We start from the raw sequence: 23,781 nt of genomic DNA on the forward strand, positions 1-23,781 counted from the left end.
ATACCTGCGCGGCAGAGGCAGTCACTCCGGACGATTCTGATCTTTGCGGTAGTCCGCCGCTGACATTGCCGCCATGAACACCTGAGACAGCTGCGACGACTTCAGCACTGCGACCACCAGCGTCGTCAGCGAGATCAGGCGCCATGGCCGGGCGAAGGTCAGCGCGGCGCCCGCGGCCAGCGAGATGCCGAGCAACTGCATGGGCTTGCGCCGTGCGTAGTCGCGCAGCAGCGGGGACGCGAGGTCGACCGCCATGTGGGCCGGGTGGTAGCGCCACCAGGTGCGCACGGCGTGGCCCACGTGCCCGAACCAGCCGCCGCCGGGGCGCGGCTCCTCGAGATTTCCGTCATCGAAGTCCGGCGCGTAGCCGGCCTCGTAGCCGCGCGCAGCGGGCTCCTCGCGCGGGTCGTGCTTGCGCTGGCGGCGCGCGATGTGTTCCAGGATCGCCTGCCGGGTGCGATCCAGCTTGTCGGACGCATCAGACATGAACCTCCCCCGGGCTTGTCTTGTTCGCAGTCTTCGCCACCGCGGTCCACGAGCGCACGCAGCGAGCGCCTTCGGGCGTCCGTGCGGCACTCATGAACGTGCACCGATCGCGCGCAGTGCCTTCGCATCGGCATCGAGCTGCGCCTTGAGTTCGGTGAAGGCCTTCTCCGGCAAGGGCTTGCGCGCCACCGAGAAGCCGATGGCGGCGAGGGCCAGCGCGATCGCCGGGACGATCACGAAAGCCCAATGGAACTGGTCCTGCACGGCGGCGAGCATGACCGCCACGCCGGCCAGGATCAGGAACACGAGCAGCGAGAACAGGGTCACGCCCCACGCAACCGCGCGCTTGGCGACCTCCAGTCCGACGGTGGAGGCCTCCTCGCGCATGAGCGAGGCGTAGCCCGCCACGTGTTCCATCACCAGTTCCGGCTTGGTGACCAGCACCGAGAAGATCGGATGCAGCATGGCGTGGCGGATCTCAGAAGTAGCGGTCCTGCAGCTCGCGGCGGTGGCGCATGGCCAGGTAGAGGCCGGCGACGGCGGCCCCGATCGCGGCGGCGATCAGCGCCGCCTTCATGGGGTTGTCGGCGACGTAGCGCGTCGACGCGCTGGCGTACTCGCCCATGGAGTTGCGCGCCGCACTGGCGCGGTCCGACACGCCGGAGCGCAGTTCCTTCATCGTGCTGGAGGCGCGCTCCAGCGCATCGGAAGCCATGCGGCGGGTGTTGTCGATCGTGTCGTTCATCATGTAGTGGGTCCTCTCTTGTCGGGGTTCTTGCGGGTTGCCTAGGATCTGCGCACCAGGCCGAGGATGAATGCGACGGCGGACAGCCCGGCGAAGAAGAAGAACATCATCTTCGCGAGGCCGGCGGCGTCCGCCACGATGCCGCCGAATCCCAGCACCGCGGCGATCAGCGCGATGACCAGGAAAGCGACGGCGTAATGCAGCACGGGGGGACTCCTCGGGGTCTTGTTGCGCGGGCACGGTCAGGCGATCACGTGCCTGCGGCTAGCTTAGGCATATCCGCCGACGCGGTGATCAGGGCCATGCGTCACAGCTTGTAGTCGACGCGGCGGGTGGCCGTGTAGGACGGTTCCGACGGGCGACGGCCGGGCAGGCCGCCACCGTCTCAGGCGGCGTTCTCGTGGAGGGCGGTTTCCACGTCACCCGGTTCGACCGATGCGCGCGCCGGCGCGCTCTTGGGCAGGGTGGCGAGGACACGGGTGCCATGCCCCGGGCGCGATTGCAACGTGAGCCGGCCGCCCGCGGCCTCGACGCGGTGGCGCATGCCCGCCAGCCCGTGCGTGCTCGGTCGCACCGCGTTCACGTCGAAGCCGCGGCCGTCGTCGCGCACCTCGATTTCCACGTGGTTGCTGTAGTTGCGCAGGCTGACGTCCACCTGCCGCGCCTCCGCGTACTTGCCCACGTTGGTGAGCGACTCCTGCACCGTGCGGTACACGGTGAGCTGGCGGTCCTCGTCGAGCTCGACCTGCTCGAGGCTGCAGGCGACCTCCAGGCCGGAGCGCTCGGAGAACTCGCGCGCCAGGATCTCCAGCGAGGCGGTCAGCCCGAGGTTGGACAGCGAGGAGGGCCGCAGGTCCTCGATGATGCGGCGCTTCAGCGCGATGCCGCTGTTGAGGGTCTCGGTCAGGTGCTGCAGGCGCTCGCTCACTTCCGGCGCCGGATCGCCCATGCGGGACTTCAGCCGGGCGACGTCCAGTTTCGCCGCCGTGAGCAGGGCGCCCAGCTCGTCGTGCAGTTCGCGCGCCAGGTGGCCGCGCTCCTCCTCGCGCACCTGCTGCAGGTGCGTGGCCAGCTGCGCGAGGGTCGCCGTGCGGTCGCGCACGACGGATTCGAGCAGGTCGCGCTCCTGCTGCAGCGCGGCCTGCTGCTGCTCGTCGGAACGCTTGAGCCGGGTGGTCTGCCGCAGGTAGAGGGCGAAGGCGATCAACGCTGCCAGGCTGACGACGGCGATGCCGCCGCGCGCGAGACGCAGGGAGCGCTGCACCTGCCCCTGGGCGGCCGTCACGCCTTCGGTCGCGCTCTGCACGAGGCGGGCGGCCTGTTCGCGGATCGCTTCCATCTGCTCCTTGCCCACGTCGGTGAGCAGCACGAATTTCCAGGTCTCGTCGTTGCCCTGCTTGCGCATGCGCACCGTCATGTCCATCTCGCCGAGCTTGCGCTGGACGTTGCGCGTGAGCTGGGCGAGCGTCGCGGCCTCCACTGCTTCCGGCGGGTAGCTGCGGCGCAGCCCGTCCAGGCTCTGGCCGATCCCGGCGACGGCCGCGTTGTACGGCTCCAGGTAGCGCGGGTCACCGGTGAGCAGGTAGCCGCGCTGTCCCGTTTCCGCATCCAGCACCTGCTGCAGCAACTGGTTCACCTGGTTGCGCGTGCGCGTGGACGCCTCGATGCGCTCCAGCGCCTGGGTGGACTGCTGGTAACCGGTCTCGCTGATACCGATGAGCACGAGCGCGGCAACCAGGGCGAGGATGAGACTGATCGCACCCCGGGACGAGGCGAAAGATGACAAGACCTTCACCCTAAAGGCTCAGCGGTGTGAATACAATCCGGCGCACGTCATGACTCAAGGGTAGGCCATTTCGTTCTGAAGTGGGGCACAATGAAACAGCTTGGCGTAGAAGGTGAAGCATGATCAAAGTGGGCATTGTGGACGACCACGCCATCGTGCGGTCGGGGCTCAAACAGTTCTTTTCAGAGCAGGTCGACCTGCGCGTCGTCGGTGAAGCGGCGAGTGGCCGCGAGGCCATCGACCTCGTGCGCACCACCGAGATGGACGTCCTGGTGATGGACCTGTCCATGCCGGGCCAGAGCGGCATCGACGCACTGGGGATGATCCGCGCCAAGGCGCCGGATGTGGGCATCCTGATTCTCTCGGGCTACCCGGAAGAACACTACGCGATGAACCTGATTCGCCAGGGCGCGAGCGGCTACCTGAACAAGGAATGCGAGCCCATGGAGATCGTCAACGCGATCCGCACGATCGCGCTAGGCCGTCGCTACATCTCCCCCGCCGTCGCCGAACTGCTGGCGCAGCAGCTCAATCGCAAGGAAGGCGGCGCGCCGCACGAGCAGTTGTCCGAGCGCGAGTTCCAGGTGTTCCTGAAGCTCGCCAAGGGCGAGACGGCCGGCGACATCGCCAAGGCCCTGTCGCTGTCGGTCAAGACGGTCAGCACGTACCGCACGCGCCTGATGGAGAAGATGAACCTCTCCTCCAACAGCGACCTGACCTATTACGCGCTGAAGAACAAGCTGATCGACTGATCCGCGCCGGCGCGGAGGCGGCGCCTCAGGCGCCGGCCTCTCCCAGCGCCAGGCAGTAGTCCACCAGGGCCTCGATCTCGTTGGACTTGTCGAAGACCGCGTCCGCGCCCAGTTCGGCGCTGCGCTTGCGCATGTCGTTGGTCGCGTAATTGCTCAGCACGATGACGCGCTGGCCGCGCGCGCGGTCCTGGCAGGCCTCCAGCACGCCGAGCCCGCTGCCTTGCTTGAGGAACAGGTCCACGATCAGCAGATCCCAGTCGTGGCCGTCGGCCAGCCAGCTGCGCGCATCGCGCTCCGTTTCCGACCAGCCCAGGGCGTCGACCGACGCGAGTTCCTCCAGGGTTCCGATCAGGTTCTCGCGGATGGTCGCGTTGTCTTCGACGATGTAGGTTCGCAGTTCCACCGGGATGTCCTGTGCGTGCCGCCCGCGCTTGCGGCGGCCCGTCTCCTCTGCGCGGGATTGTGCCAGTGGCCCCTCGGCGGGCCGGTAGGACCTCTCCTACGGTGCCGGGTGGGACGCAGCGACAGCGCGCGCGGCGGGCCGACTACGGACAGCCAGCGGGCGCGCTGCGAAACTGCCGTGCAGGGAGAGCGTGGCAGTTCCTGCTCCCCGTTCCCCATGAATCTGTTCCTCCAGTCCGCCTTCGTCCTCTTCGGCACCGTGCTGGCCGCCGCGCTCGTCGCCCTGGGCGCGCCCGGCAACGCGGAAGTGGAAATGGCCGTGCAGGCGCCACCGCCCGAGGTGGTGGCCAGCCTGTTCGCGATCGAGCCCTAGCCGCCAGCGCGGCGCCCGCCGCACACCTGGCAGGACGGGTCGCGCCGCACGCGCATCTCGGTCCACTCCATGCTGCGGCCATCGAGCATCTGCAGCCGGCCCGCCAGCGACGTCCCGACGCCGGCGAGCAAGCGCAAGGCCTCCGAGGCCTGCATCGCACCGATGATCCCCACCAGCGGCGCGAACACGCCCATGGTGGCGCAGCGCGTCTCCTCCAGCTCCTGGTCCGGCGGAAACACGCAGGCGTAGCAAGGGCTGTCCGCGCGCCGCGGATCGAACACGCTCACCTGGCCGTCCAGGCGGATCGCCGCGCCCGACACCAGTGGCTTGCCGTACGCGAAGCAGGCACGGTTGATGGCCTGGCGCGTCGCGAAGTTGTCGCAGCAGTCGATCACCACGTCCGCCTGCGGCACGAGTTCGTCCAGCGCCTGCGCATCGACGCGCAGGACCAGGGGGCGCACCTGCACGTCGGGATTGATCGCCGCGATCGCATCGCGCGCCGATTCGGCCTTGGGGCGGCCCACGCGTTCGAGGTTGTGGGCGATCTGGCGCTGCAGGTTGGTCAGGTCCACCGCATCGTCGTCGACGAGCGTGATGCGGCCGACGCCCGCGGTGCCCAGGTACAGGGCCACCGGCGAGCCCAGTCCGCCGGCACCGATGACGAGCGCGTGCGCGCCCAGGAACCGCTCCTGTCCTTCGACGCCCACTTCGTCCAGGAGGATGTGGCGCGAGTAGCGCAGGAGCTGGTCGTCGGTCATGCGGGGATTGTGCGGCACCCATGAAAAAGCGGCCCGCATGGGGCCGCTTCATGGATCCCGGCCTGCGCCGGGATGAGGTCGCTGGTGCCGCGCAGCGCGCGGCGCGCGAACTCAGTTTTCCTTTTTCTCTTCCTTGTTCTCCACGACCTGGGTCTTGGAGACCATCACCGGGCGGCCCTTGAGCTGGTTCAGGGCCTGCACGAGCTGGAAGTCCTTGTCGCTGCCGAACTCCGGCACCTTGCGGTCGGCCGGCGCCTTCTTGGCTTCCTCCTCGGCGCGCTTGCGCGCTTCCTCGCGGGCCTTCTCGAACACCGGGTCCTTGTTGATCTCGACGCCGCCCTGGCCGCTGGCCAGGTGCTTGTCGAGGTCGGCTTCCCGGGTGCGCAGCGCGGCGAAGATGTTGCCTTCGGCGGTCTCGTCGACCATCACGTCCGGCACGATGCCGCGCGCCTGGATCGACTTGCCCGTGGGCGTGTAGTAGCGGGCCGTGGTCAGCTTCAGCCCGGTGTCCGGACCCAGCGGGCGCACTGTCTGCACGGAGCCCTTGCCGAAGGTCTGGCTGCCCAGGATGGCGCCGCGCTTGTGGTCCTGCAAGGCGCCGGCCACGATCTCGGAAGCCGAGGCGGAGCCTTCGTTGACCAGCACCACCAGCGGCACGGTCTTGAGCTGCGGCGGCAGGCGCTTGAGCGGGTCGGCACCGGCACGGCGCTGGTAGAACTCCGGCGAGGCCTTGTAGACGAACTTGGACTCCGCCAGCTGGCCGTTGGTGGACACCACGGTCACGTTCTCCGGCAGGAAGGCGGCGGAGATCGCCACGGCCGCGTCCAGCAGGCCGCCCGGGTCGTTGCGCAGGTCGAGGACCAGGCCCTTGAGGTTGGGGTCCTGCTTGTAGATCTCCTCGATCTTGCGAACGAAGTCGTCGACGGTGCGTTCCTGGAACTGCGACAGGCGGATCCAGCCGTAGCCCGGCTCGACGACCTTGCCCTTGACCGACTGGGTCTTGATCTCCTCGCGGGTGATCGTGACCGGGAAGGTGCGGTTCTCGTCCTTGCGGTAGATGGTGAGCGTCACCTTCGTGCTCGGCTCGCCGCGCATGCGCTTGACGGCCTCGGACAGGGACAGGCCCTTGACCGCGGTGTCGTCGATCTTGGTGATCAGGTCGCCGGTCTTCAGGCCGGCGCGGTGGGCAGGCGAGCCCTCGATCGGCGAGACGACCTTCACCAGGCCGTCTTCCTGCGAGATCTCGATGCCCACGCCGACGAAGCGGCCGGACGTGCCTTCACGGAATTCCTTGAAGGACTTCTTGTCGAAATACTGCGAGTGCGGGTCGAGGCTCGCCACCATGCCGGAGATGGCATCGGTGATCAGCTTCTTCTCGTCGACCGGCTCGACGTAATCGGTCTTGACCATGCTGAAGACGGCAGCGAGCTGCTGCAGTTCTTCCAGCGGAAGGGGGGCCAGCGAGCCACGTGCAACGGTCTGCAGGGAAACCGTGGTCAGCGCTCCGGCGAGGGCGCCAACGGAAATCCAGCCGGCAATCTTCAATTTTTGGCTCATGGGGTGGGTCCAGGTCCTCTCGACTTCAATATACACCTGAGAAACATGTCAGATGCACGGGTGGGATAAGGGGTTCCCGAGGGCCCCCGGACGGCGTGTGACAAATACGTGCTTTGGCGCAGGAAACGTCCTACAACGTGCACCGAAGTGGGTCCCGCCTGCCGCGGCGGGCCGCGTCAGCCCTTGCCCTGTGCTGCAACGGCGGCCGCCGCCCGCGCTGCGGCTTCCGCGTCGCCCAGATAGTAGTGGCGCACCGGTTTCAGGTCCATGTCCAGCTCGTAAACGAGCGGGATGCCGTTGGGGATGTTCAGCCCGACGATTTCGTCGTCCGAGATCCCGTCCAGGTATTTCACCAGCGCCCGGATGGAGTTGCCGTGGGCCGCGACCACGATGCGCTTGCCGGCGCGGATCGCCGGCGCCATGGACTCGTTCCAGAAGGGAAGCACCCGGGCCACGGTGTCCTTGAGGCATTCGGTGCGCGGCATCTCTTCCGGTTTGAGCTTGTCGTAGCGGCGGTCGCCCCGTTCCCAGCGCGGGTCGTCGGCCTCCAGCGCCGGCGGCGGCGTGTCGTAGCTGCGGCGCCAGAGCAGCACCTGGGCGTCCCCGTACTGCTTGGCCATGTCCGACTTGTTCAAGCCCTGCAGCGCGCCGTAGTGGCGCTCGTTGAGGCGCCACGAGTGCACCACCGGCAGCCAGGTGCGGTCCATCTCGTCCAGCACGTGCCACAGCGTGCGGGTGGCACGCTTGAGCACGCTGGTGTAGCAGAGGTCGAAGTCCCAGCCTTCCGCCTGGAGCAACTTGCCCGCGGAGACCGCCTGCTGGATGCCGGTGGGCGTGAGGTCGACGTCGGTCCAGCCGGTGAAACGGTTCTCCAGGTTCCAGGTCGATTCGCCGTGGCGGATCAGGACGAGCTTGTGCATGGTCGGTCGCAAGGTGGGGGGAAACCCGGCATTCTAGAATTGAGGGCTGCCCGGCACATGCCGGGCCTGACGTGAAAGGTTGGAATGGATCTCTTGCCGTTTCTGGCGCACAACTGGGCGCTGGTGCTGATTGCCGTGGTATCCGGCACCCTCCTGCTGGCCCCCGGCATCCTCTCGGGCGTGCGCTCCGGGCTCACGCCCGACGCTGCCGTGCAGATGATCAACCGCGAGCGGGCGGTGGTCGTCGACGTGGGCGAAGCGGACGAGTTCGCCGCCGGCCACATCGTCGGGTCGCGCAACATTCCGGTGGCCGTGCTGCAGCAGCGCCTGCCCGAGGTGGTGAAGAACAAGGGCGTGCCGCTCATCCTGGTATGCGCGACCGGCGCCCGCGCCCAGCGCTGCCTGAAGACGGCGCAAGCCCTCGGGTACGACAAGGCTGTCGCCATGGCTGGCGGAATGCGGGCATGGAAAGAGGCTAATCTCCCCGTCGAGAAGAGTTGAACCTCGCGTCACCATAGACCCATGCAGCAAGTCAAGATGTACACCACGGCCGTTTGCCCCTACTGCATCCGTGCCAAGCAGATCCTCAAGGCCAAGGGCGTCGCCCAGATCGAGGAGATCCGGATCGACATGCAGCCCGAGGAGCGCGCCCGCATGATGGAGATCACCGGCCGGCGCACCGTGCCGCAGATCTTCATCGGCGACACGCACGTCGGCGGCTGCGACGACCTGGTCGCGCTCGACGGCCGCGGCGGCCTCGTGCCGCTGCTCAACGGCGCACCGGGCTGAGCCCGCCGCGCGCCCCCCGCCTGCGATAATCGCGGGCTGACACGCACTGCGCCCGCCGGAGCGTTCCCGGCGGGCTTTTTCATTCGCTTCGAAAGGCATTGGCCATGGCCGACAACAACGATCCCGTTTTCCAGATCCAGCGCGTCTACATGAAGGAAGCTTCGCTGGAGCAGCCGAATTCGCCGGCCATCCTGCTCGAGCAGGAGCAGCCCACCGTCGACATCCAGCTCGGCGTGCAGGTGGAGCAGGCGGCCGAAGGCATGTTCGAGATCTGCGTGGCGGCGACGGTCACCACCAAGCTCAAGGATCGCACCGTGTTCCTGGTGGAGGTCAAGCAGGCGGGCATCTTCGAGATCCGCAACCTGCCGGCGGACCAGATGCAGGCGGTCATGGGCATCGCCTGCCCGCAGATCGTCTACCCCTACCTGCGTTCCAACGTGGCCGACGTGATCACCCGCGCGGGCTTCCCGCCGGTGCACCTGGCGGAGATCAACTTCCAGGCGATGTACGAGCAGCAGCAGGCCGACCAGCAACAGCAGGCTGGGGCCGGCGCGGGCGCGTCGCGCATCATCACTTCGGCCTGAAAGCGGCCACGTCGCCGGCGCAATGGACATCCTGGTGCTCGGAGCCGGCGCCTGGGGCACGGCGCTGGCCGTCAGCGCGGGCGCGCGGCACCGCGTGACCCTGTGGGCCCGCGACGAGGCGCAAGCCTCCGCGATGGCAGCCAGGCGCGAGAACCTCGTCTACCTCCCCGGCTTCGCCTTGCCCGCCGGCGTCTCTGTGGCGGGTCCTGCGCAGGGTGCGGTGGCCAGGCTGGCGACGCGCCACGACCTGGTCATCGTCGCCACCCCCATGGCCGCCTTGCGCGGCATGCTGGTCGCGCTGCGCGACTGCGGGCGTCCCGTGGCCTGGCTGTGCAAGGGCTTCGAAGCCCCGCAGACCCAGCCTTACGGCCTGCTCGGCCATGAAATCCGCGCCGAGACCGCCCCGCGGCTGGCCGCCGGCGTGCTCAGCGGTCCCAGCTTTGCCCAGGAAGTCGCCAACGCGCAGCCCACCGCCCTGGTCGCGGCGAGCGACACGCCAGCTGTGCGTCACGCGCTCGTGGCCGCCTTCCATGGCCCGGCGCTGCGCGTGTACGCGAACGACGACCTGCCCGGCGTGGAGGTGGGTGGCGCGGTGAAGAACGTGCTGGCCATCGCCACCGGCCTGTGCGACGGGCTGGCTCTCGGGCTCAACGCGCGTGCGGCGCTGGTAACGCGCGGCCTGGCGGAAATGACGCGCCTGGGCGTGGCGCTGGGCGCCCGCCCCGAGACCTTCATGGGGCTGTCCGGGCTGGGCGACCTGGTGCTCACCGCCACCGGCGACCTGAGCCGCAACCGCCGTGTCGGACTGCTGCTCGCGCAGGGGCGCACGCTGCAGCAGGCCGTGCAGTCCCTGGGCCACGTCGCCGAGGGCGTCTACAGCGCACGCACGGTGGTCGAACGGGCCCGGCGCCTGGGCGTCGAAATGCCGATCGCGCAAGGCGTCGTGGACCTGCTGGATGGGCGCCTCGCTCCCGCGCAGGCGGTGAGCACCCTCATGGGGCGGGACCCGGCCGCTGAAAATATTCCGCCGGTTGCATAAGGACCTTCCCCGTGGCGCGCCGCCACGGCGGGGCTAGCCTCGGCGCTTCCCCAAAGACAGGAGCTTCCATGCAGCGATCCCTAGCCCTCCTCGCCCTGGCCGCCGCCGCCGCGGGCCTCGCCAGCTGCAGCAGCATGAACACCATGATGGGCCAGGGCCCATCCCCCAGCTTCTTCCTCACCAGCGCCAACCCGGGCAAGGGAGCGGATTTCGGCGGCATCGCCGGCGCCGACGCCTACTGCCAGACCCTGGCGAGCAGCGCCGGCCTGAGCGGGCGCACGTGGCGCGCCTACCTGAGCACCACCGGTGCCACGCCGGTCAACGCCCGCGACCGCATCGGCAAGGGCCCCTGGTACAACGTCAAGGGCGTGAAGATCGCCTCCAACGTCGACGAACTGCACGGCACCAACCAGCTCACCAAGGAAACCGCGCTCACCGAGCGTGGCGCGACCGTCATGGGCCGCGGGGATGCGGTGAACCTGCACGACGTGCTGACCGGCTCGACGCCGGAGGGCCGCGCCACGGCAGGCGGCACCGAGGACACCACCTGCGGCAACTGGACGCGCGGGGGCGAGGGCAGTGCCATCGTCGGTCACCACGACCGCCAAGGGCTGCGCGACGACGCGCCGTCCAAGTCCTGGAATTCCTCGCATGCCACCCGCGGCTGCAGCATGGAGGCACTGAAGTCGACCGGCGGCGGCGGCCTGCTCTACTGCTTCGCCGCGAATTGATGGCGTGAGCGGCTGCGCGTAGCCCGGGATCCCGGCGCAAGCCGGGATCCATGGGCCGGCTTCAGCCCAGCTTCTTGAACGCCTCGCGCACCTCGTCCAGGCTGTTCGGACGCGTGACCCGCGCGACCTCCTGGCCGTCCTTCATGAAGACGAGGGTGGGCCAGAGCTTCACCCGGAAGCTGCGCCCCAGCGGCCGGCCGGGACCGTCTTCGATCTTGATGTGCCGCACGTCCGGGTGCGAGGCGAAGGCGGCGCCGATCAGGGGCTGGGCCGCGCGGCACCAGCCGCACCAGCCGGTGCCGAACTCCAGCACCGTGGGCCCCGCCAGCGCGTCGACCTCGTCGCGGGAAGGCGCGGCCGTGGCATAGCTCGTTTCCATGCCCCCATTGTCGTGCGTCCTCGTCCAGCTTGCGTCGGAACGGCCCCGCAAGGCTTGTGGGAGGGAGCAGCTAATCCAGAACGAGCTGCGTCTGCGTCACCACCGAGCAGAGCTTGCCTTCGGCGTTGCGGATCGAGGTCTGCCACACCATCGTCGTGCGGCCACGGTGCAAGGCCACGCTCTCGCCGGTGACGACCGTGTCGACCCTGGCGCCGCCGATGAACTTGGTGCTTGAGTCCGTGGTGGTCGTGCGCTTGCCCTGGGGCAGGTTCAGCACGGTGCCGACCGCGCCCAGCGTGTCGGCAAAAGCCATGTGCGCGCCCCCATGGAGGATGCCGCCGGCCGTGCACAGGTCCGGCCGCACCCGCATCCTGGCGACGACCCGCTCGGGCGTCGCTTCGGTCAGCTCCACGCCCAGGAGGCCGGGAAACAGCGGTTGCAGCAGGGACTGGAGCTGGTCTGGGTTCATGCGCTTCCTCCGGCGGCGACTGTACTGCCGCGATCGCCCGCGCGCCAGCACGGGGCTGCGCGAGCCGGTATGCTCGCCGCCATGAGTTCCGTGTTCGATTTTTCCCCGGCCGCCATCGCGCAGCTCGCGCAGTCCGATGCGGCCCGAGCCCTGGCCGAAGACGTGGGTGGCGGCGACCTCACCGCGGCATTGGTGGACCCCGCCCGCCGGGCGCAGGCCCGCGTGCTGGCGCGCGAGAGCGCCGTGATCTGCGGCGCGCCGTGGGCGGAAGCGGCCCTGCGCCAGGTGGACGCCGGCGCGCGCGTGCGCTGGCTGGTGGGCGAGGGCGAGCGCTGCGCCGCCGACCAGGTGGTGCTCGAAGTGGAAGGCAGCGCGCGCGCCTTGCTCACGGCCGAACGCACCGCGCTGAATTTCCTGCAGCTGCTCAGCGCGGTCGCCACCAAGACCGCCACCTACGTCGAGGCGGTGCGGGGCACGCGCGCGCAGATCGTGGACACCCGCAAGACCCTTCCCGGCCTGCGCCTCGCGCAGAAGTACGCCGTGAAGACCGGCGGCGGCACCAACCACCGCATCGGCCTGTACGACGCCGTGCTGATCAAGGAGAACCACATCGCGGCCGCCGGTGGCGTGACGCCGGTGCTGCAGGCGGCGCAGCGCGTCGCGGCGCAGGCGGTGTTCGTGCAGATCGAGGTCGAGACGCTGGCGCAGCTGGAAGAGGCGCTGAACGCCGGCGCGAAGATGGTCCTGCTGGACAACATGGACCTGCCCGTGCTGCGCGAGGCGGTGCGGATCAACGCGGGCCGCGCCATCCTGGAGATCTCCGGCGGCGTCACCTTCGAGCGGCTGCGGGCGCTGGCGGAAACCGGCGTCGACCGCATCTCGGTCGGGACGCTCACGAAGGACGTGAAGGCCACCGACTTCTCCATGCGCCTGAAGGAAATCTGATGAGTGCAGTCATTCCGCTGAAGGAAGTCGAATACGAACACCCCTTGCCCGGCAACGCGTGCGACACCAGGCATGCGTGGGCGCGCGTGCCGGTGGAGCCCTCGCCGGCGGAGCGCACGGCGCTCAAGGACAGGATCAAGCGGCTGCTCAAGGAACGCAACGCCGTCATGGTCTCGCACTACTACGTGCATCCCGACCTGCAGGACCTGGCGGAGGAGACCGGCGGCATCGTCAGCGACTCGCTGGAGATGGCGCGCTTCGGCCGTGATCACGCCGCCCAGACACTGGTCGTGTCCGGGGTGAAGTTCATGGGCGAGACGGCGAAGATCCTGTCCCCGGAAAAGCGCGTGCTGATGCCCGACCTGGACGCGACCTGCTCGCTGGACCTGGGCTGTCCCGCCGACGAATTCGACGCCTTCTGCAACCAGCACCCGGATCGCACGGTGGTCGTCTATGCCAACACCAGCGCCGCCGTGAAGGCGCGCTCGGACTGGCTGGTGACATCCAGCTGCGCGCTGGACATCGTCAGCGCGCTCAAGGCCAAGGGCCACAAGATCCTGTGGGCCCCGGACAAGCACCTGGGCGGCTACATCCAGCGCGAGACGGGCGCCGACATGGTGTTCTGGAACGGCGCGTGCATCGTGCACGACGAGTTCAAGGCCTTCGAGCTGCAGGACCTGAAGAAGCAGTACCCGAACGCGAAGGTGCTGGTGCACCCCGAGTCGCCCGCCGACGTGGTGGCGCTGGCCGACGCGGTGGGCTCGACCTCCGCCATCCTCAAGGCGGCGCGCGAGCTCGATGCGCGCGAGTTCATCGTCGCCACCGACAACGGGATGATGCACAAGCTGCGCACGCTCAACCCCGGCAAGGTGTTCATCGAGGCGCCGACGGCGGGCAACAGCGCGACGTGCAAGAGCTGCGCGCACTGCCCGTGGATGGCGATGAACGGCCTGGCGGGCCTGGCGCAGGTGCTGGAGACGGGCACCAACGAGGTGTTCGTGGATCCGGCGCTGGGCGAACGTGCCCGCCTGCCGATCGACCGCATGCTGGCGTTCACCGCGGCCTTGAAGGCGGGGCAGCCGGCCGGCGCGCTGGTGCCCAATATCGGCGCGGCTTGAACGGGGATCCGCGCGGTTCGCTCACCACCGCCCCGCAGGACGGCGCGGCAACGCCGCGGACGGTGAGCGCCGCGAACCCCACCGTGCCTGCGCCGGCGCGGGGTTCCTTCCCTGCCTCACCCCCGCCTGCTGCCGAACCTCCAGGCCTCGCTGCTCGCCAGCAGCGGCAGCAGCAGCCAGGCGACCAGGGCCTGCGTGATCGCGTGGCGCGACACTTCCATCTTGGGCCCGTGCAGCGCCCAGAGCACCGGCGCCCAGCCGTAGATGCACAGGAGCAGGGCCGCCGTGAACAACGCGGTGCCGATGGCGAAGCGCCCTTGCAGCCACTGGCCGGTGCCCGGCACCACGAAGGAAGCGACAGCGGCCTGCCACGTCGGCTGCTTCGGGACGAGCGGGATCTCGATGCTGCTGCCGAAGTCGTCGGGCAGCGCCGGCGAGGACATCAGCAAGCGGGCGACGCGGCGGGCGGTCGCTGCGCTGGCACAGCGCAGGTACAGCGTCGTGCCCGTGGTGAAGGTGAGTGCCAGGTTGGCCGGTTGCAGCAGCTGCTGCCACAGGGGCCGGTGGCCCGGCGACTGCTCCGGCGCCCCGGCGAAGATCACGGCGCGCCGCGGCCATTCGCTTTGCAGCCGCCGTTGGCCGGGCTCGCCCGCGAACAGGAGGATGCGGCGGTTCGTCACCAGCAGCCAGCGCGGACGCCGGCCGGGCAGGTAGACCGCCTCGCGTGCCGACTCGGCCTCCAGCTTGATCCGCTCGAATTCGGCCGGGGCGCGCAGCCAGTCGATGGCGGGCTCGTTCAGCGCCTCCTCGAGGTCGGACCGGCCCGCGAGCTGGCGGTGCCGCGCATACGCCAGCAGGCCCAGCACGAGCAGCAGCGCGGCGAAGCCGGACGCCTGGCGCGAGGCGATGCCGCGCCAGAACGCGCGATCCTGCCGCAGGCGCGCGAGCGCGGCGCGCACCTGCACGTCGCCGAAGGGCTGCACCTCGATGCGGTCGGCGTCGAAGCGGCGCACCTCGAAGTTGTGCCCGTCCACCAGCAGCAGGTGCCGGTCGAACCAGGCCATGTCCCGCAGCTGCGCGATGGTGTCCAGGTTGTAGACCGCCTGCGAGCCGTCCGGGAAGATGTCCACCGCGTGGCCCGGCTCCATGAGCGTGCCCAGGCGGGACACGGTCGCCAGCGGCAGCTCGGTCCGGCCGGTCTGCGGGCCGCCCTGCGACGCGATGGCTTCGCCGAGGAACGGGGTCCCGGCGGGCTCGGCGCGCAGCTGCAGGCTGGCCTTGACGGCGAGCGTGCGCGCGTCGAGCAGGCGCAGGGCGAAGCGGTTGGTGTCGGTGCTCCACCAGCCTTGCGGCGACCACCACAGGCCGTTGGTGAAGCGGTAGGTGTCGGGCGCGGATCGGGCCAGCAGGCGACCGTCCCGGTCGAACAGCAGCACCGTGTGGCCGCCGCCCGTGGCAGCGGCAATGTCGCCTTCAGGAGACACGGCCAGGTGCACGGCGTTGAGCGGCAGCCTGGCGATGTCCTCCGGCCACTGCGGGCGGATGGTGCGAACCGGCGCCAGCGTCTTGCGGTCCACGAGCTGCCAGTCGCGGTCCACGCGGCTGGACAGCAGCACCTGGTCGTGGGGCGCCAGGGCGATATTGCTGACGGCAGCCGTGAAGCCCAGCTCGCGCGCACTGCGCTGGCCGTTGCGGTGGCCGAGGCTGTCCAGGATCCACAGGTCTTCGTCGACCCCCAGCCACAGCGTGTCGCGGCCGACCGCCTGCACCGTGACCGGCCCTTGGATCGCAACCCAGCGCCCGTTGGCGTAGAAGGTTACCGCGACGCCCGCCAGCGCGAGCGCCAGCAGGCCGGCCGCCAGGGTGCGCATCGCGCCGGCCGATTCCCAGATGTTCCGCATCCCCATCCCCATCCCCGTCTCTTCGTTGTCGTTGCCCGTGCCGCAGCGATTGTCAGGGCAGCGGCTCGCGCCCCGACCGCGCCGCCTGGCGGATGGACAGGAGGAGCAGGACCAATCCCACGACCGCGGCGATGCCGAATCCCAGCCGGCAGGGCAGGTCGGAGCGGGTGGCGAAGATGCGCAGCACGCCGCGCATGGCGTCCAGGCCGCAGTGGCGGTGGCCGCTGCCGAAGGCGATCCACACGGTGGGCGCGACCAGGCACGCGAGCAGCGGCACGGGCAGCCAGGCCTTGAGCCGCGCGTGACCGCGGGCGCGGGCCACCACGATCCAGCCGGCGAACACGAAGGCGAGCGCGCAGGCGTACACGACCCAGGCGGGCGCGCGCATCTGCTGGGGCTGCGCGTAGGCGAGCAGGGCGAGGGCGCAGCCGAGCGCGGCGACGGCCACGCCCGCGACCACCCCGCCTTCCTGCGGTTTCATGGGGAGGCGACCGTGGACTCCAGGCGCTGCAGCAGCGCCTTGACCTCTTCGGGCAGCTCCAGCAGTTCGGTGCTGGTGATGATGCCGATGCCCAGTGCGTCCAGGCCATCGACCATGTCGCACTTGAAGCTCACGTCCGGCTGCTTGAGGCACTCGACCACACCGCGCGCCTTCGCGTTCACCGGGTAGCGGCCCGGGTGGAAGGCATACACCATGTCCTCCGCGTTGCGCGGGTAGACCGTGCGCTGCAGCAGGTCCGCCGGGTACTTGCTGGCCGTCATCGACTTGATCACGTACGCCATCCGCGGCCCCAGCTCGGGCAGCGGCTGCTTGGTGTCGACGGAATGGGCGCCGTGCAGGCCGACCATGGTCTGCGCGATGGGGCGGCCGTCGCTGAAGTAGCGTTCGGAGCCGCTCAGGAAGATGAGGCCGCAGGCGGATTCGCACTTGCCGGCGACCGCCGTGGGCAGGTGCTCGTCGCGGATGCGGTTGCCGATCTGGTAGCCGTTCCAGAGGTCGCCCCCGGGGCTGTCGTGCAGCAGCACCAGCGCCGGGCGGGCGCCGGCCAGTTCGTTGCGCAGGCGCACGAGGTCGTCGGCGTCGACGGGGCCGCTCAGGACGAGGATGTCCCCGACGCGGTGGAAATCCATGGCCCGCGCGGCCGGCGCGGCGGCCACGGTGGCGAGCAACAAGGCAAGCAGGATGCGGTGCATCGGGTTCCCCTCGCGGCACCCGACTGCGTGCCGCCCCTTTGCCCGTTATAGCAACGACCCCCCGCGCCGACCAGTGGGCCGTTGCAAAAAAGGCCGCCCCGGCGACCGGCGCTCAGGGCTGGAGGATGGTCGGCACCGCCACCGGCGCCATCTGTGGGTAATCGCGGCTGAAATGCAGGCCGCGGCTTTCGTGGCGCGCCTGTGCCGACTTCACGATCAGGTCGGCCACCGTCACCAGGTTGCGCAGCTCCAGCAGGTCGCGTGTGACGTGGAAGGTGCTGTAGAACTCCTGGATCTCCTGCTGCAGCAGCGTGACGCGGTGCGCGGCGCGGTCCAGGCGCTTGTTGGTGCGCACTATGCCCACGTAGTCCCACATGAAGCGGCGCAGCTCGTCCCAGTTGTGGGAGATCACGACCAGTTCGTCCGCGTCGGTGACGCGGCTGTCGTCCCACGCCGGCACCTCGGGCGGCACGGGCATGGGCGTGGCCAGGATGTCCTGCGAGGCGGACCGGGCGAACACCATGCATTCCACCAGCGAGTTGCTCGCCAGGCGGTTGGCGCCGTGCAGGCCGGTGTAGGCCGTCTCGCCGATGGCGTGGAGTCCGGCCAGGTCGGTGCGGCCGGACAGGTCCGTGTGGATGCCGCCGCAGGTGTAGTGCGCCGCCGGCACCACCGGGATCGGCTCGCGCGTGATGTCGATGCCCAGGTCCAGGCAGCGCGCGTAGATGTTGGGGAAGTGCTCCTGGATGAAGCTTGCCGGCTGGTGCGAGATGTCCAGGTGCACGCAGTCCAGGCCGTGCTTCTTCATCTCGAAGTCGATCGCGCGGGCCACCACGTCGCGCGGCGCGAGCTCCAGGCGCTCATCGTGCGCGGGCATGAAGCGGGTGCCGTCGGGCAGCAGCAGCCGCCCGCCTTCGCCGCGCACGGCTTCGGAGATCAGGAAGTTCTTGACGTGCGGGTGGTACAGGCAGGTCGGGTGGAACTGGATGAATTCCATGTTCGTCACCCGGCAGCCGGCGCGCCAGGCCGCGGCGATGCCGTCGCCCGTGGCCGTGTCGGGATTGGTCGTGTACAGGTAGACCTTGCCGGCGCCACCGGTGGCCAGGATGGTGTGCGGCGCGCGGAAGGTGACGACCTCGTCGGTCGCCTCGTCCAGCGCGTACAGGCCCAGGCAGCGGTTGTCGCCCGGCACGCCCAGCTTGCCGGCCGTGATCAGGTCGACCAGCATGTGGTGCTCGAGCATCGTGATGTTGGGCGTGCGCTTCACGCGCTGGATCAGCGTCTGCTGCACGGCCGCGCCGGTGGCGTCCGTCACGTGCACGATGCGCCGCGCACTGTGGCCGCCTTCGCGCGTGAGGTGCAGGTGGCCGTCCTCCTCGGAGAAGGGCACCCCCAGCTCGCGCAGCCAGGCCACGCTCTCCGGCGCGTGCTCGACGACGAAGCGGGTGGCGGCGGGGTCGGACAGGCCCGCGCCCGCGATGAACGTGTCGTTCACGTGCGATTCGAAGCTGTCGCTCGGGTCGGTGACGGCGGCGATGCCGCCCTGGGCCCAGCCGCTGGAGCCGTCGCTCATCGCCCGCTTGGTGAGGATCGCCACGCGGTGCGTGGGGGCAAGATGCAGGGCGGCGGACAGGCCGGCCAGGCCGCTGCCCACGATGAGGACGTCGAAGTCGCGAGATTGGGCCTGGCTCAAGGCGGGGCTCCTGTCGTTGTTGTTCTTACGCGGGTTGGTAAGCGAGGCGCACGTAGATGGGTGCGTAGGCTTCGGCCTGGGTCAGCTCGATCAGCGTTTCCTTGGCCAGCTCCAGCATGGCGATGAAGGTGACGATCAGCACCGGCACGCCGCGCGCCACGTCGAACAGGTGCTCGAACTCCACGAACTTGCGGCCCTGCAGCTTCTTGAGGACCATGCTCATGTGCTCGCGCACCGAGAGCTCCTCGCGCGAGATCTTGTGGTGCTGCACCAGCTTGGCGCGGCGCAGGATGTCGCGCCACGCTTCCTGCAGGTCGTTCATGTCCACGTCGGGAAACCGCGGCTGCAGGGACTGCTCGATGTAGACCTGGGCGCGCAGCACGTCGCGCCCGAGCTGCGGCATCTCGTTCAGGCGGAAGGCCGCGGCCTTCATCTGCTCGTATTCCAGCAGGCGGCGCACGAGTTCGGCGCGCGGGTCCTCGGCCTCTTCCCCTTCCGCCGTCTTCTTGGGCGGCAGCAGCATGCGCGACTTGATCTCGATGAGCATCGCCGCCATCAGCAGGTACTCGGCCGCCAGCTCCAGGTTGCGCTCGCGGATCTCGTCGACGTAGGTGAGGTACTGGCGGGTCACCGCCGCCATCGGGATGTCGAGGATGTTGAAGTTCTGCTTGCGGATCAGGTACAGCAGCAGGTCCAGCGGCCCTTCGAAGGCCTCCAGGAAGACCTCCAGCGCATCCGGCGGGATGTACAGGTCCTGCGGCATGGCGAACAGCGGCTCGCCGTACAGGCGGGCCAGGGCGACCTGGTCCACCACCTCGGGCAGCCCGGTCTCCTCGGCCGCCGGGGGCTCCGGCAGCTCCGGCAGGACGGTTTCGCCGCTGTCCATGGTGCCGCTCAGCGCGGGCGGCGCGGATCGTCGCCGTACACGTAGGCCTTCTGCGGCACGCGCGCTTCCTTCCACTCGGCGATGGCCTCGCGGTCCAGGTGCTTGTCCCACCACAGGGCACGGCCGGCGCGCTGCTGCGCCTCCAGGTCCGGCTTCTGCGTCTTCAGCTGGTCGATGAACTGGGTGACGTCGGACCGGTAGTCGGGCCGGCGGAAGATGCGTTGCAGGAAGGACATGGGGGCGATTTTAGGGCTTCCGGCCCGGCAGCCCGGGGACGCTAGGCCGCCACCTCCTCCGAAGCCCGGTGCTGCGCCAGTTCCTCGCCGAAGCGGGCCTGTTCGATCACCTGCAGCGGCTGCGGCTGCACGTTCTCCAGCCGCAGGCTGCCGCCGCGCAGCAGGATCACCTTGTGCAGCTGGCGCAGCGTGTCCAGGCCGGAAGTGTCCAGGTGCACCAGCTGGAGGGCGTCCAGGACGACCGCGGGCGGGCCCGGCCACGATTCCACCGCCTGGACGACCGGATCGATCTTCCCGGTGGCGCCGAAGAAGAGGGAGCCGTACAGCCGGTAGCGCAGGGCGTCGTCGTCGCCCGGGATGCGTTCGACGGTGAAGAGCGATCCCATGTTGCGGATGAACAGGATGCAGGCGGCCAGCAGGCCCACCTGCATGGCCACGGTCAGGTCGAACACCACCGTCAGCACGAAGGTGACCAGCATCTTGATGCGGTAGTCGACGCTGTAGCGGCGCAGGTGGGCGAATTCGCGCCACTCGCCCATGTTCCAGGCCACGAAGAACAGGATGCCGGCCAGCACGGAGAGCGGCACCAGCAGGGCGAGTGGCGCGGCAAGCAGCACGATCAGCGCCAGCGTGACGGCGTGCAGGATGCCGGCGACCGGGGAGGTCGCGCCGGCGCGGATGTTGGTCACGGTGCGCGCGATGGTCCCCGTGGCCGGCATGCCGCCGAAGAAGGGCACCACGAAGTTCGCCACGCCCTGCGCCATGAGCTCCTGGTCGGGATCGTGCCGGGGAAGGCTGGAGAGCTGGTCGGCCACGCGGGCGCACAGCAGGGACTCGATCGCGCCCAGCAGCGCGATGGTGAGCGTGGGCGTCACCAGTTGCTTGACCGTCTCCCAGCGGAAATCCGGCAGGGTGAAGGCGGGCAGCCCTTGCGGGATGCTGCCGAAGCGGCCGCCGATGGTTTCCACGGGCAGCTGGAAGAACCAGGCGACGGCCGTCAGCGTGACCAGGGCCACGACCGGCCCCGGGATGCGCGCGCCCACCTCGCTGGCCTCCTGCAAGCCCGGCACCGGCACGGGCAGCCGCTCGGCCAGTCGGGCGTGCCACAGGCGCGGCCAGGCGAAGAGGCCGAGCACGCAGGCGAGCCCGAGCGCGAAGGCGGCGGGATTGAAGGTGTCCAGGTGCGCGAGCAGCATGCGCAGCTGCGCGAAGAAGTCCGCGGGCATGCGCCCCGTGTCCAGCCCCAGCCAGTCCTTCAGTTGCGAGGCGGCGATCAGCACCGCGATGCCGTTGGTGAAGCCGACGACGATGCTCAGGGGCACGTAGCGCACCAGGCGCCCGAGGCGCAGCAGCCCCAGCAGGAACAGCAGCACGCCCGCGCAGGCGGTGGCGATCAGCAGGTTGGCCACGCCGTGCCGCTCGATGATCCCGTAGACGATGACGATGAACGCGCCCGCGGGCCCGCCGATCTGCACGCTGGAGCCGCCCAGCAGCGAGATCAGCAGGCCGCCGATGATCGCCGTCCACAGGCCGGCCTCGGGCTTGAGCCCGGAGGCGATCGCGAAGGCCATGGCAAGCGGCAGGGCCACGATGCCGACGCTCACGCCGGCGCCGAGGTCGCGGGCGAGGCGGCCGCGGTCGTAGCCGCGCACGGCGTCGAGCAGGCGGGGACGGAAGGGGAAGGAAACGGGCAAGGAACTCTCCGGTCGTCGAACGGAACGCGAGGGTTCAGTCCGCTGCCGGAGGCCCGCAGTGGTGCAGGCGCGTGATGAAGCGGCGGCGCCGCGAGAGCGGCATGGGCAGGACCGCGGAGGTCATGCGGGCAGTGTACGCCGGGCGTCGCCACGCCCGCGAGCGCATTTCGCGGGTGCCGCGGGCAGGCGCGTCGCCAGCGCCTGCGCCGGCTGCGAGCCTTACTGGCCGGCGGGCTGGCCGGAAGGCAGCACCGCGTCGACGGCCACACCGGCCACCGCGCCCGTCACCTTGGCCGCGCCCACGGCCGCATCGACGGCCAGCGAACCGGCGGTGACGGCGACCGACGCCGCGGCGCCCGCCACCGTGATGACGGTGCAGCCGCAGAGGGCGGCTGCGGCGAGGGCCAGGACGGCGGCGCGGACGAGGGACTGCATGCCCGCGAGCTTAGCGTGGCAAGCTCAGCCGACCTGTGCCTTTACGTAAGCCGCCAGGGTGCCCGTCAGCGCCGTGAGATCTTCCTGCAGCCGCGCGAAGCCGGCGTTGCGCTCGCGCGTCGCCTCGTCCATGTAGAGCGGCCTGCGGATCTCGATCTGCAGGCTGTGGCGGCGGCGCGCGGGCTGGCCGATGCGGGCGATCAGCTGCACGCCCTTGTAGGGGTCGTTGCGCGCCACCGTGTAGCCGCGGGCGCGCAGCGCGCGTTCCACCAGGTCCACGAACGCCGGCTCGCAGGTCGTGCCATCGCGGTCACCCAGCACGAAGTCCGCCAGGGGATGCGGGCTGGCGATCTGCAGGCGCTCGTAGGCGTCGTTGGGCATCGAGTGCAGGTTCAGGTGCCACACGGCGCCGAAGCGCTGCACCGTGCCTTCGATCGCGTCCGCCAGCGCGGCGTGGTAGGGCCGGTAGTAGGCATCGATGCGGTGGCGCACCTCCGCCACGCTCAGCGCCCGGTCGTAGATCGGCACGCCGGCGCCGATGTTGCGCCACACCAGGCCGAAGCCGAGCCGGCTCTTCTCGCTCGGCGCCAGCGGTTCGGGCCAGGGTTCGGCGAGCAGGTCCGGGTCCAGGTCCTCCAGCGTGCGGTTGGCGTCGATGTAGGTGCGCGGAAAGTGCGCGTGCAGCAGCGTCCCGCCGTGGCGCGGCACCGCTTGCCACAGCGCTTCGACGTGCGTGTCCTCGCCGCGGCGCAGCTGTTCGCGCGGGACCGCGTGGCAATAGTCGTCGGGGTAGCAGGTGCCGCTGTGCGGGGAGTCGCACACCAGCGGCACCGGCGCCGCGGCGGGCGGCACCAGGGTGAAGGGCGCCACGCCGCTCACTCCGCCTTGATGTTGGCCATCTGCGAGACGCGCTGGTAGCGCGCGATCGCCTGCTCGATCTGCTTGCCGAATTCCGCCGGCGTGCCGGGGATGAGCGTGGCGCCGAGTTCCTCGACCTTCTTCTGGAACTCCGGGTCCTTCATCGCCTTGAGGAAGGCGGCGTTGAGCCTGGCCACCACCTCGGGCGGCGTGCCCGCGGGCGCGACCACGCCGAACCAGCCGCCGCCGCCCATCTGGGGAAAGCCCAGCTCGCCGTAGGTCGGCACGTCGGGCAGTGCGGGCGAGCGCTTTTCGGACAGCACGGCCAGCGCGCGCAGCTTGCCGGCCTTGATGTGCGGCAGCGCCGAGGGCAGGTTGTCGGTGATCGCGTCGACCTGCCCGGCGAGGGCGTCGTTCATCGCCTGCCCCGCGCCCTTGTAGGGCACGTGCAGCAGCTTGACGTGCGCGAGCGCCATGAAGTGCTCGATGTTGGCGTGGCCCAGCGAGCCGGTGCCGGGCGAGCCGAAGGTGTACTTGCCGGGCGTGGCCTTGGCGCTGGCCAGGAATTCCTTCATGGTCTTCGCCTGCACCTTGCCGGGGTTCACCGCGAACACGCTGGGCGTCGTCGCCACGTTGGTGACCGGCGCGAAGTCCTTGACCGGGTCGTACTTCAGCTTGCTGCCGTAGACGGCGGGGTTGGCGCCGTGCGTGCTGACGGTGGCCATGCCCAGCGTGTAGCCGTCCGGCTTGCTCTTGGCGACGAACTCCATCCCGACCGAGCCGCCCGCGCCCGCCTTGTTGTCGACGATGACGGGCTGGCCCAGTTCGCGGCTGCCGTATTCCGCGAGCAGGCGCGCCGCGATGTCGGTGGAGCCGGCCGGCGCGAAGGGCACGACCAGCTTGATCGGCTGGCTCGGGAAGGGCTGCTGCGCGAAGGCGCTGCCCAGGACGAGGACGGTGGCGGCGGCGGTGGCCTTCAGGAACTGGCGGGTGTGCATCGGCGGGTCTTTGCGAGGTTGGTAGCGCCCGCGAGGCTAGGGTTCCCGGCCGG

30 protein-coding genes are annotated in these 23,781 nt (G+C 69.8%); 9 read left to right on the forward strand and 21 right to left on the reverse strand.

The window, feature by feature from the left end:
* Positions 1 to 21 precede the first annotated feature (21 nt).
* The 5 genes from AC3EGR_RS02695 to AC3EGR_RS02715 all read right to left on the reverse strand — a co-directional run bounded on the left by AC3EGR_RS02695 (position 22) and on the right by AC3EGR_RS02715 (position 3,017).
* On the reverse strand, positions 22 to 486 hold the full coding sequence (locus AC3EGR_RS02695; RefSeq protein WP_488544887.1) for a hypothetical protein: 465 nt from the start codon (positions 484 to 486) through the stop codon (positions 22 to 24).
* 90 nt (positions 487 to 576) lie between these two features.
* Positions 577 to 951 carry a phage holin family protein gene (locus AC3EGR_RS02700; RefSeq protein ID WP_488544888.1) on the reverse strand — a complete coding sequence of 125 codons (375 nt, stop codon included), beginning with the start codon at positions 949 to 951 and terminating at the stop codon, positions 577 to 579.
* Between the two features lie 13 nt (positions 952 to 964).
* Positions 965 to 1,234 (reverse strand): hypothetical protein, encoded by a 270-nt coding sequence (locus AC3EGR_RS02705; RefSeq protein ID WP_488544889.1) that lies wholly within the window; start codon positions 1,232 to 1,234, stop codon positions 965 to 967.
* Positions 1,235 to 1,272: 38 nt separating this feature from the next.
* Positions 1,273 to 1,437: a DUF1328 domain-containing protein gene (locus AC3EGR_RS02710; RefSeq protein ID WP_488544890.1), complete on the reverse strand. Its 165-nt coding sequence runs from the start codon at positions 1,435 to 1,437 to the stop codon at positions 1,273 to 1,275.
* 179 nt (positions 1,438 to 1,616) lie between these two features.
* On the reverse strand, positions 1,617 to 3,017 hold the full coding sequence (locus tag AC3EGR_RS02715) for a CHASE3 domain-containing protein (protein WP_488544891.1): 1,401 nt from the start codon (positions 3,015 to 3,017) through the stop codon (positions 1,617 to 1,619).
* Positions 3,018 to 3,136: 119 nt separating this feature from the next.
* Between AC3EGR_RS02715 and AC3EGR_RS02720 the strand changes: the two genes are divergently transcribed.
* Positions 3,137 to 3,769 (forward strand): response regulator, encoded by a 633-nt coding sequence (locus AC3EGR_RS02720; RefSeq protein WP_169418000.1) that lies wholly within the window; start codon positions 3,137 to 3,139, stop codon positions 3,767 to 3,769.
* Positions 3,770 to 3,794: 25 nt separating this feature from the next.
* Here AC3EGR_RS02720 and AC3EGR_RS02725 read toward each other — a convergent pair whose 3' ends face one another.
* A complete protein-coding gene (locus AC3EGR_RS02725; protein WP_488544892.1) occupies positions 3,795 to 4,172 on the reverse strand; it encodes a response regulator in 378 nt (125 codons plus the stop codon).
* A 216-nt stretch (positions 4,173 to 4,388) separates the two neighbouring features.
* On the opposite strand from AC3EGR_RS02725, the gene AC3EGR_RS02730 reads away from it, so the two are divergent.
* Positions 4,389 to 4,544: a hypothetical protein gene (locus AC3EGR_RS02730; RefSeq protein WP_488544893.1), complete on the forward strand. Its 156-nt coding sequence runs from the start codon at positions 4,389 to 4,391 to the stop codon at positions 4,542 to 4,544.
* Here AC3EGR_RS02730 and AC3EGR_RS02735 read toward each other — a convergent pair.
* The 3 genes from AC3EGR_RS02735 to gpmA form a co-directional block, all read right to left on the reverse strand.
* A complete protein-coding gene (locus AC3EGR_RS02735; protein WP_488544894.1) occupies positions 4,541 to 5,302 on the reverse strand; it encodes a HesA/MoeB/ThiF family protein in 762 nt (253 codons plus the stop codon). The genes AC3EGR_RS02730 and AC3EGR_RS02735 overlap by 4 nt on opposite strands.
* A gap of 111 nt (positions 5,303 to 5,413) precedes the next feature.
* A complete protein-coding gene (locus AC3EGR_RS02740) occupies positions 5,414 to 6,859 on the reverse strand; it encodes a S41 family peptidase (protein WP_488544895.1) in 1,446 nt (481 codons plus the stop codon).
* A gap of 176 nt (positions 6,860 to 7,035) precedes the next feature.
* Positions 7,036 to 7,779: a 2,3-diphosphoglycerate-dependent phosphoglycerate mutase gene (gene gpmA / locus AC3EGR_RS02745; protein WP_488544896.1), complete on the reverse strand. Its 744-nt coding sequence runs from the start codon at positions 7,777 to 7,779 to the stop codon at positions 7,036 to 7,038.
* Between the two features lie 93 nt (positions 7,780 to 7,872).
* Between gpmA and AC3EGR_RS02750 the strand changes: the two genes are divergently transcribed.
* The 5 genes from AC3EGR_RS02750 (at position 7,873) to AC3EGR_RS02770 (ending at position 10,922) form a co-directional block, all read left to right on the forward strand.
* Positions 7,873 to 8,280 carry a rhodanese-like domain-containing protein gene (locus AC3EGR_RS02750; protein WP_488544957.1) on the forward strand — a complete coding sequence of 136 codons (408 nt, stop codon included), beginning with the start codon at positions 7,873 to 7,875 and terminating at the stop codon, positions 8,278 to 8,280.
* Between the two features lie 21 nt (positions 8,281 to 8,301).
* Complete coding sequence (grxC, locus tag AC3EGR_RS02755) at positions 8,302 to 8,568, forward strand: glutaredoxin 3 (RefSeq protein ID WP_488544897.1); 267 nt, start codon at positions 8,302 to 8,304, stop codon at positions 8,566 to 8,568.
* 104 nt (positions 8,569 to 8,672) lie between these two features.
* Positions 8,673 to 9,152, forward strand: coding sequence for a protein-export chaperone SecB (secB, locus tag AC3EGR_RS02760; protein WP_488544898.1), 480 nt, complete (start codon positions 8,673 to 8,675; stop codon positions 9,150 to 9,152).
* A gap of 22 nt (positions 9,153 to 9,174) precedes the next feature.
* On the forward strand, positions 9,175 to 10,191 hold the full coding sequence (locus AC3EGR_RS02765) for an NAD(P)H-dependent glycerol-3-phosphate dehydrogenase (RefSeq protein WP_488544899.1): 1,017 nt from the start codon (positions 9,175 to 9,177) through the stop codon (positions 10,189 to 10,191).
* A 68-nt stretch (positions 10,192 to 10,259) separates the two neighbouring features.
* Positions 10,260 to 10,922 (forward strand): hypothetical protein, encoded by a 663-nt coding sequence (locus tag AC3EGR_RS02770; protein ID WP_488544900.1) that lies wholly within the window; start codon positions 10,260 to 10,262, stop codon positions 10,920 to 10,922.
* A gap of 61 nt (positions 10,923 to 10,983) precedes the next feature.
* Here AC3EGR_RS02770 and AC3EGR_RS02775 read toward each other — a convergent pair whose 3' ends face one another.
* Together AC3EGR_RS02775 and AC3EGR_RS02780 are read right to left on the reverse strand one after the other, a co-directional pair.
* Positions 10,984 to 11,301 carry a thioredoxin family protein gene (locus AC3EGR_RS02775; protein WP_488544901.1) on the reverse strand — a complete coding sequence of 106 codons (318 nt, stop codon included), beginning with the start codon at positions 11,299 to 11,301 and terminating at the stop codon, positions 10,984 to 10,986.
* 70 nt (positions 11,302 to 11,371) lie between these two features.
* The gene (locus AC3EGR_RS02780) at positions 11,372 to 11,770 is read right to left on the reverse strand and encodes a PaaI family thioesterase (protein WP_488544902.1); all 399 of its coding nucleotides are present in this window, start codon (positions 11,768 to 11,770) and stop codon (positions 11,372 to 11,374) included.
* Positions 11,771 to 11,851: 81 nt separating this feature from the next.
* Here AC3EGR_RS02780 and nadC point away from each other — a divergent pair, with 81 nt between their 5' ends.
* Entirely contained in the window at positions 11,852 to 12,715 is an 864-nt protein-coding gene (gene nadC, locus AC3EGR_RS02785; RefSeq protein ID WP_488544903.1) for a carboxylating nicotinate-nucleotide diphosphorylase, read from the forward strand.
* Positions 12,715 to 13,833 (forward strand): quinolinate synthase NadA, encoded by a 1,119-nt coding sequence (gene nadA, locus AC3EGR_RS02790; RefSeq protein WP_488544904.1) that lies wholly within the window; start codon positions 12,715 to 12,717, stop codon positions 13,831 to 13,833. The genes nadC and nadA overlap by 1 nt, the downstream gene beginning before the upstream one ends.
* Before the next feature lie 116 nt (positions 13,834 to 13,949).
* On the opposite strand, the gene AC3EGR_RS02795 is transcribed toward nadA, so the two are convergent.
* The 10 genes from AC3EGR_RS02795 to AC3EGR_RS02840 form a co-directional block, all read right to left on the reverse strand.
* Positions 13,950 to 15,734, reverse strand: coding sequence for a hypothetical protein (locus AC3EGR_RS02795; RefSeq protein WP_488544905.1), 1,785 nt, complete (start codon positions 15,732 to 15,734; stop codon positions 13,950 to 13,952).
* Between the two features lie 52 nt (positions 15,735 to 15,786).
* On the reverse strand, positions 15,787 to 16,215 hold the full coding sequence (locus AC3EGR_RS02800; RefSeq protein WP_488544906.1) for a hypothetical protein: 429 nt from the start codon (positions 16,213 to 16,215) through the stop codon (positions 15,787 to 15,789).
* The gene (locus AC3EGR_RS02805) at positions 16,212 to 16,928 is read right to left on the reverse strand and encodes a hypothetical protein (protein ID WP_488544907.1); all 717 of its coding nucleotides are present in this window, start codon (positions 16,926 to 16,928) and stop codon (positions 16,212 to 16,214) included. Before AC3EGR_RS02805 ends, AC3EGR_RS02800 begins: the two co-directional genes overlap by 4 nt.
* 112 nt (positions 16,929 to 17,040) lie before the next feature.
* Complete coding sequence (gene nadB / locus AC3EGR_RS02810) at positions 17,041 to 18,621, reverse strand: L-aspartate oxidase (RefSeq protein WP_488544908.1); 1,581 nt, start codon at positions 18,619 to 18,621, stop codon at positions 17,041 to 17,043.
* A 25-nt stretch (positions 18,622 to 18,646) separates the two neighbouring features.
* Positions 18,647 to 19,507 (reverse strand): segregation and condensation protein A, encoded by an 861-nt coding sequence (locus AC3EGR_RS02815; RefSeq protein WP_488544909.1) that lies wholly within the window; start codon positions 19,505 to 19,507, stop codon positions 18,647 to 18,649.
* 8 nt (positions 19,508 to 19,515) lie between these two features.
* The gene (locus AC3EGR_RS02820; protein ID WP_488544910.1) at positions 19,516 to 19,743 is read right to left on the reverse strand and encodes a DUF3460 family protein; all 228 of its coding nucleotides are present in this window, start codon (positions 19,741 to 19,743) and stop codon (positions 19,516 to 19,518) included.
* A gap of 41 nt (positions 19,744 to 19,784) precedes the next feature.
* Positions 19,785 to 21,437, reverse strand: coding sequence for a SulP family inorganic anion transporter (locus tag AC3EGR_RS02825; protein ID WP_488544911.1), 1,653 nt, complete (start codon positions 21,435 to 21,437; stop codon positions 19,785 to 19,787).
* A gap of 219 nt (positions 21,438 to 21,656) precedes the next feature.
* The gene (locus AC3EGR_RS02830; RefSeq protein ID WP_488544912.1) at positions 21,657 to 21,872 is read right to left on the reverse strand and encodes a hypothetical protein; all 216 of its coding nucleotides are present in this window, start codon (positions 21,870 to 21,872) and stop codon (positions 21,657 to 21,659) included.
* A 24-nt stretch (positions 21,873 to 21,896) separates the two neighbouring features.
* Positions 21,897 to 22,742 (reverse strand): N-formylglutamate amidohydrolase, encoded by an 846-nt coding sequence (locus AC3EGR_RS02835; RefSeq protein ID WP_488544913.1) that lies wholly within the window; start codon positions 22,740 to 22,742, stop codon positions 21,897 to 21,899.
* Positions 22,743 to 22,747: 5 nt separating this feature from the next.
* On the reverse strand, positions 22,748 to 23,728 hold the full coding sequence (locus AC3EGR_RS02840; protein WP_488544914.1) for a Bug family tripartite tricarboxylate transporter substrate binding protein: 981 nt from the start codon (positions 23,726 to 23,728) through the stop codon (positions 22,748 to 22,750).
* Between the last annotated feature and the right edge of the window lie 53 nt (positions 23,729 to 23,781).

The organism is Ramlibacter sp. G4-7, assembly GCF_057784995.1.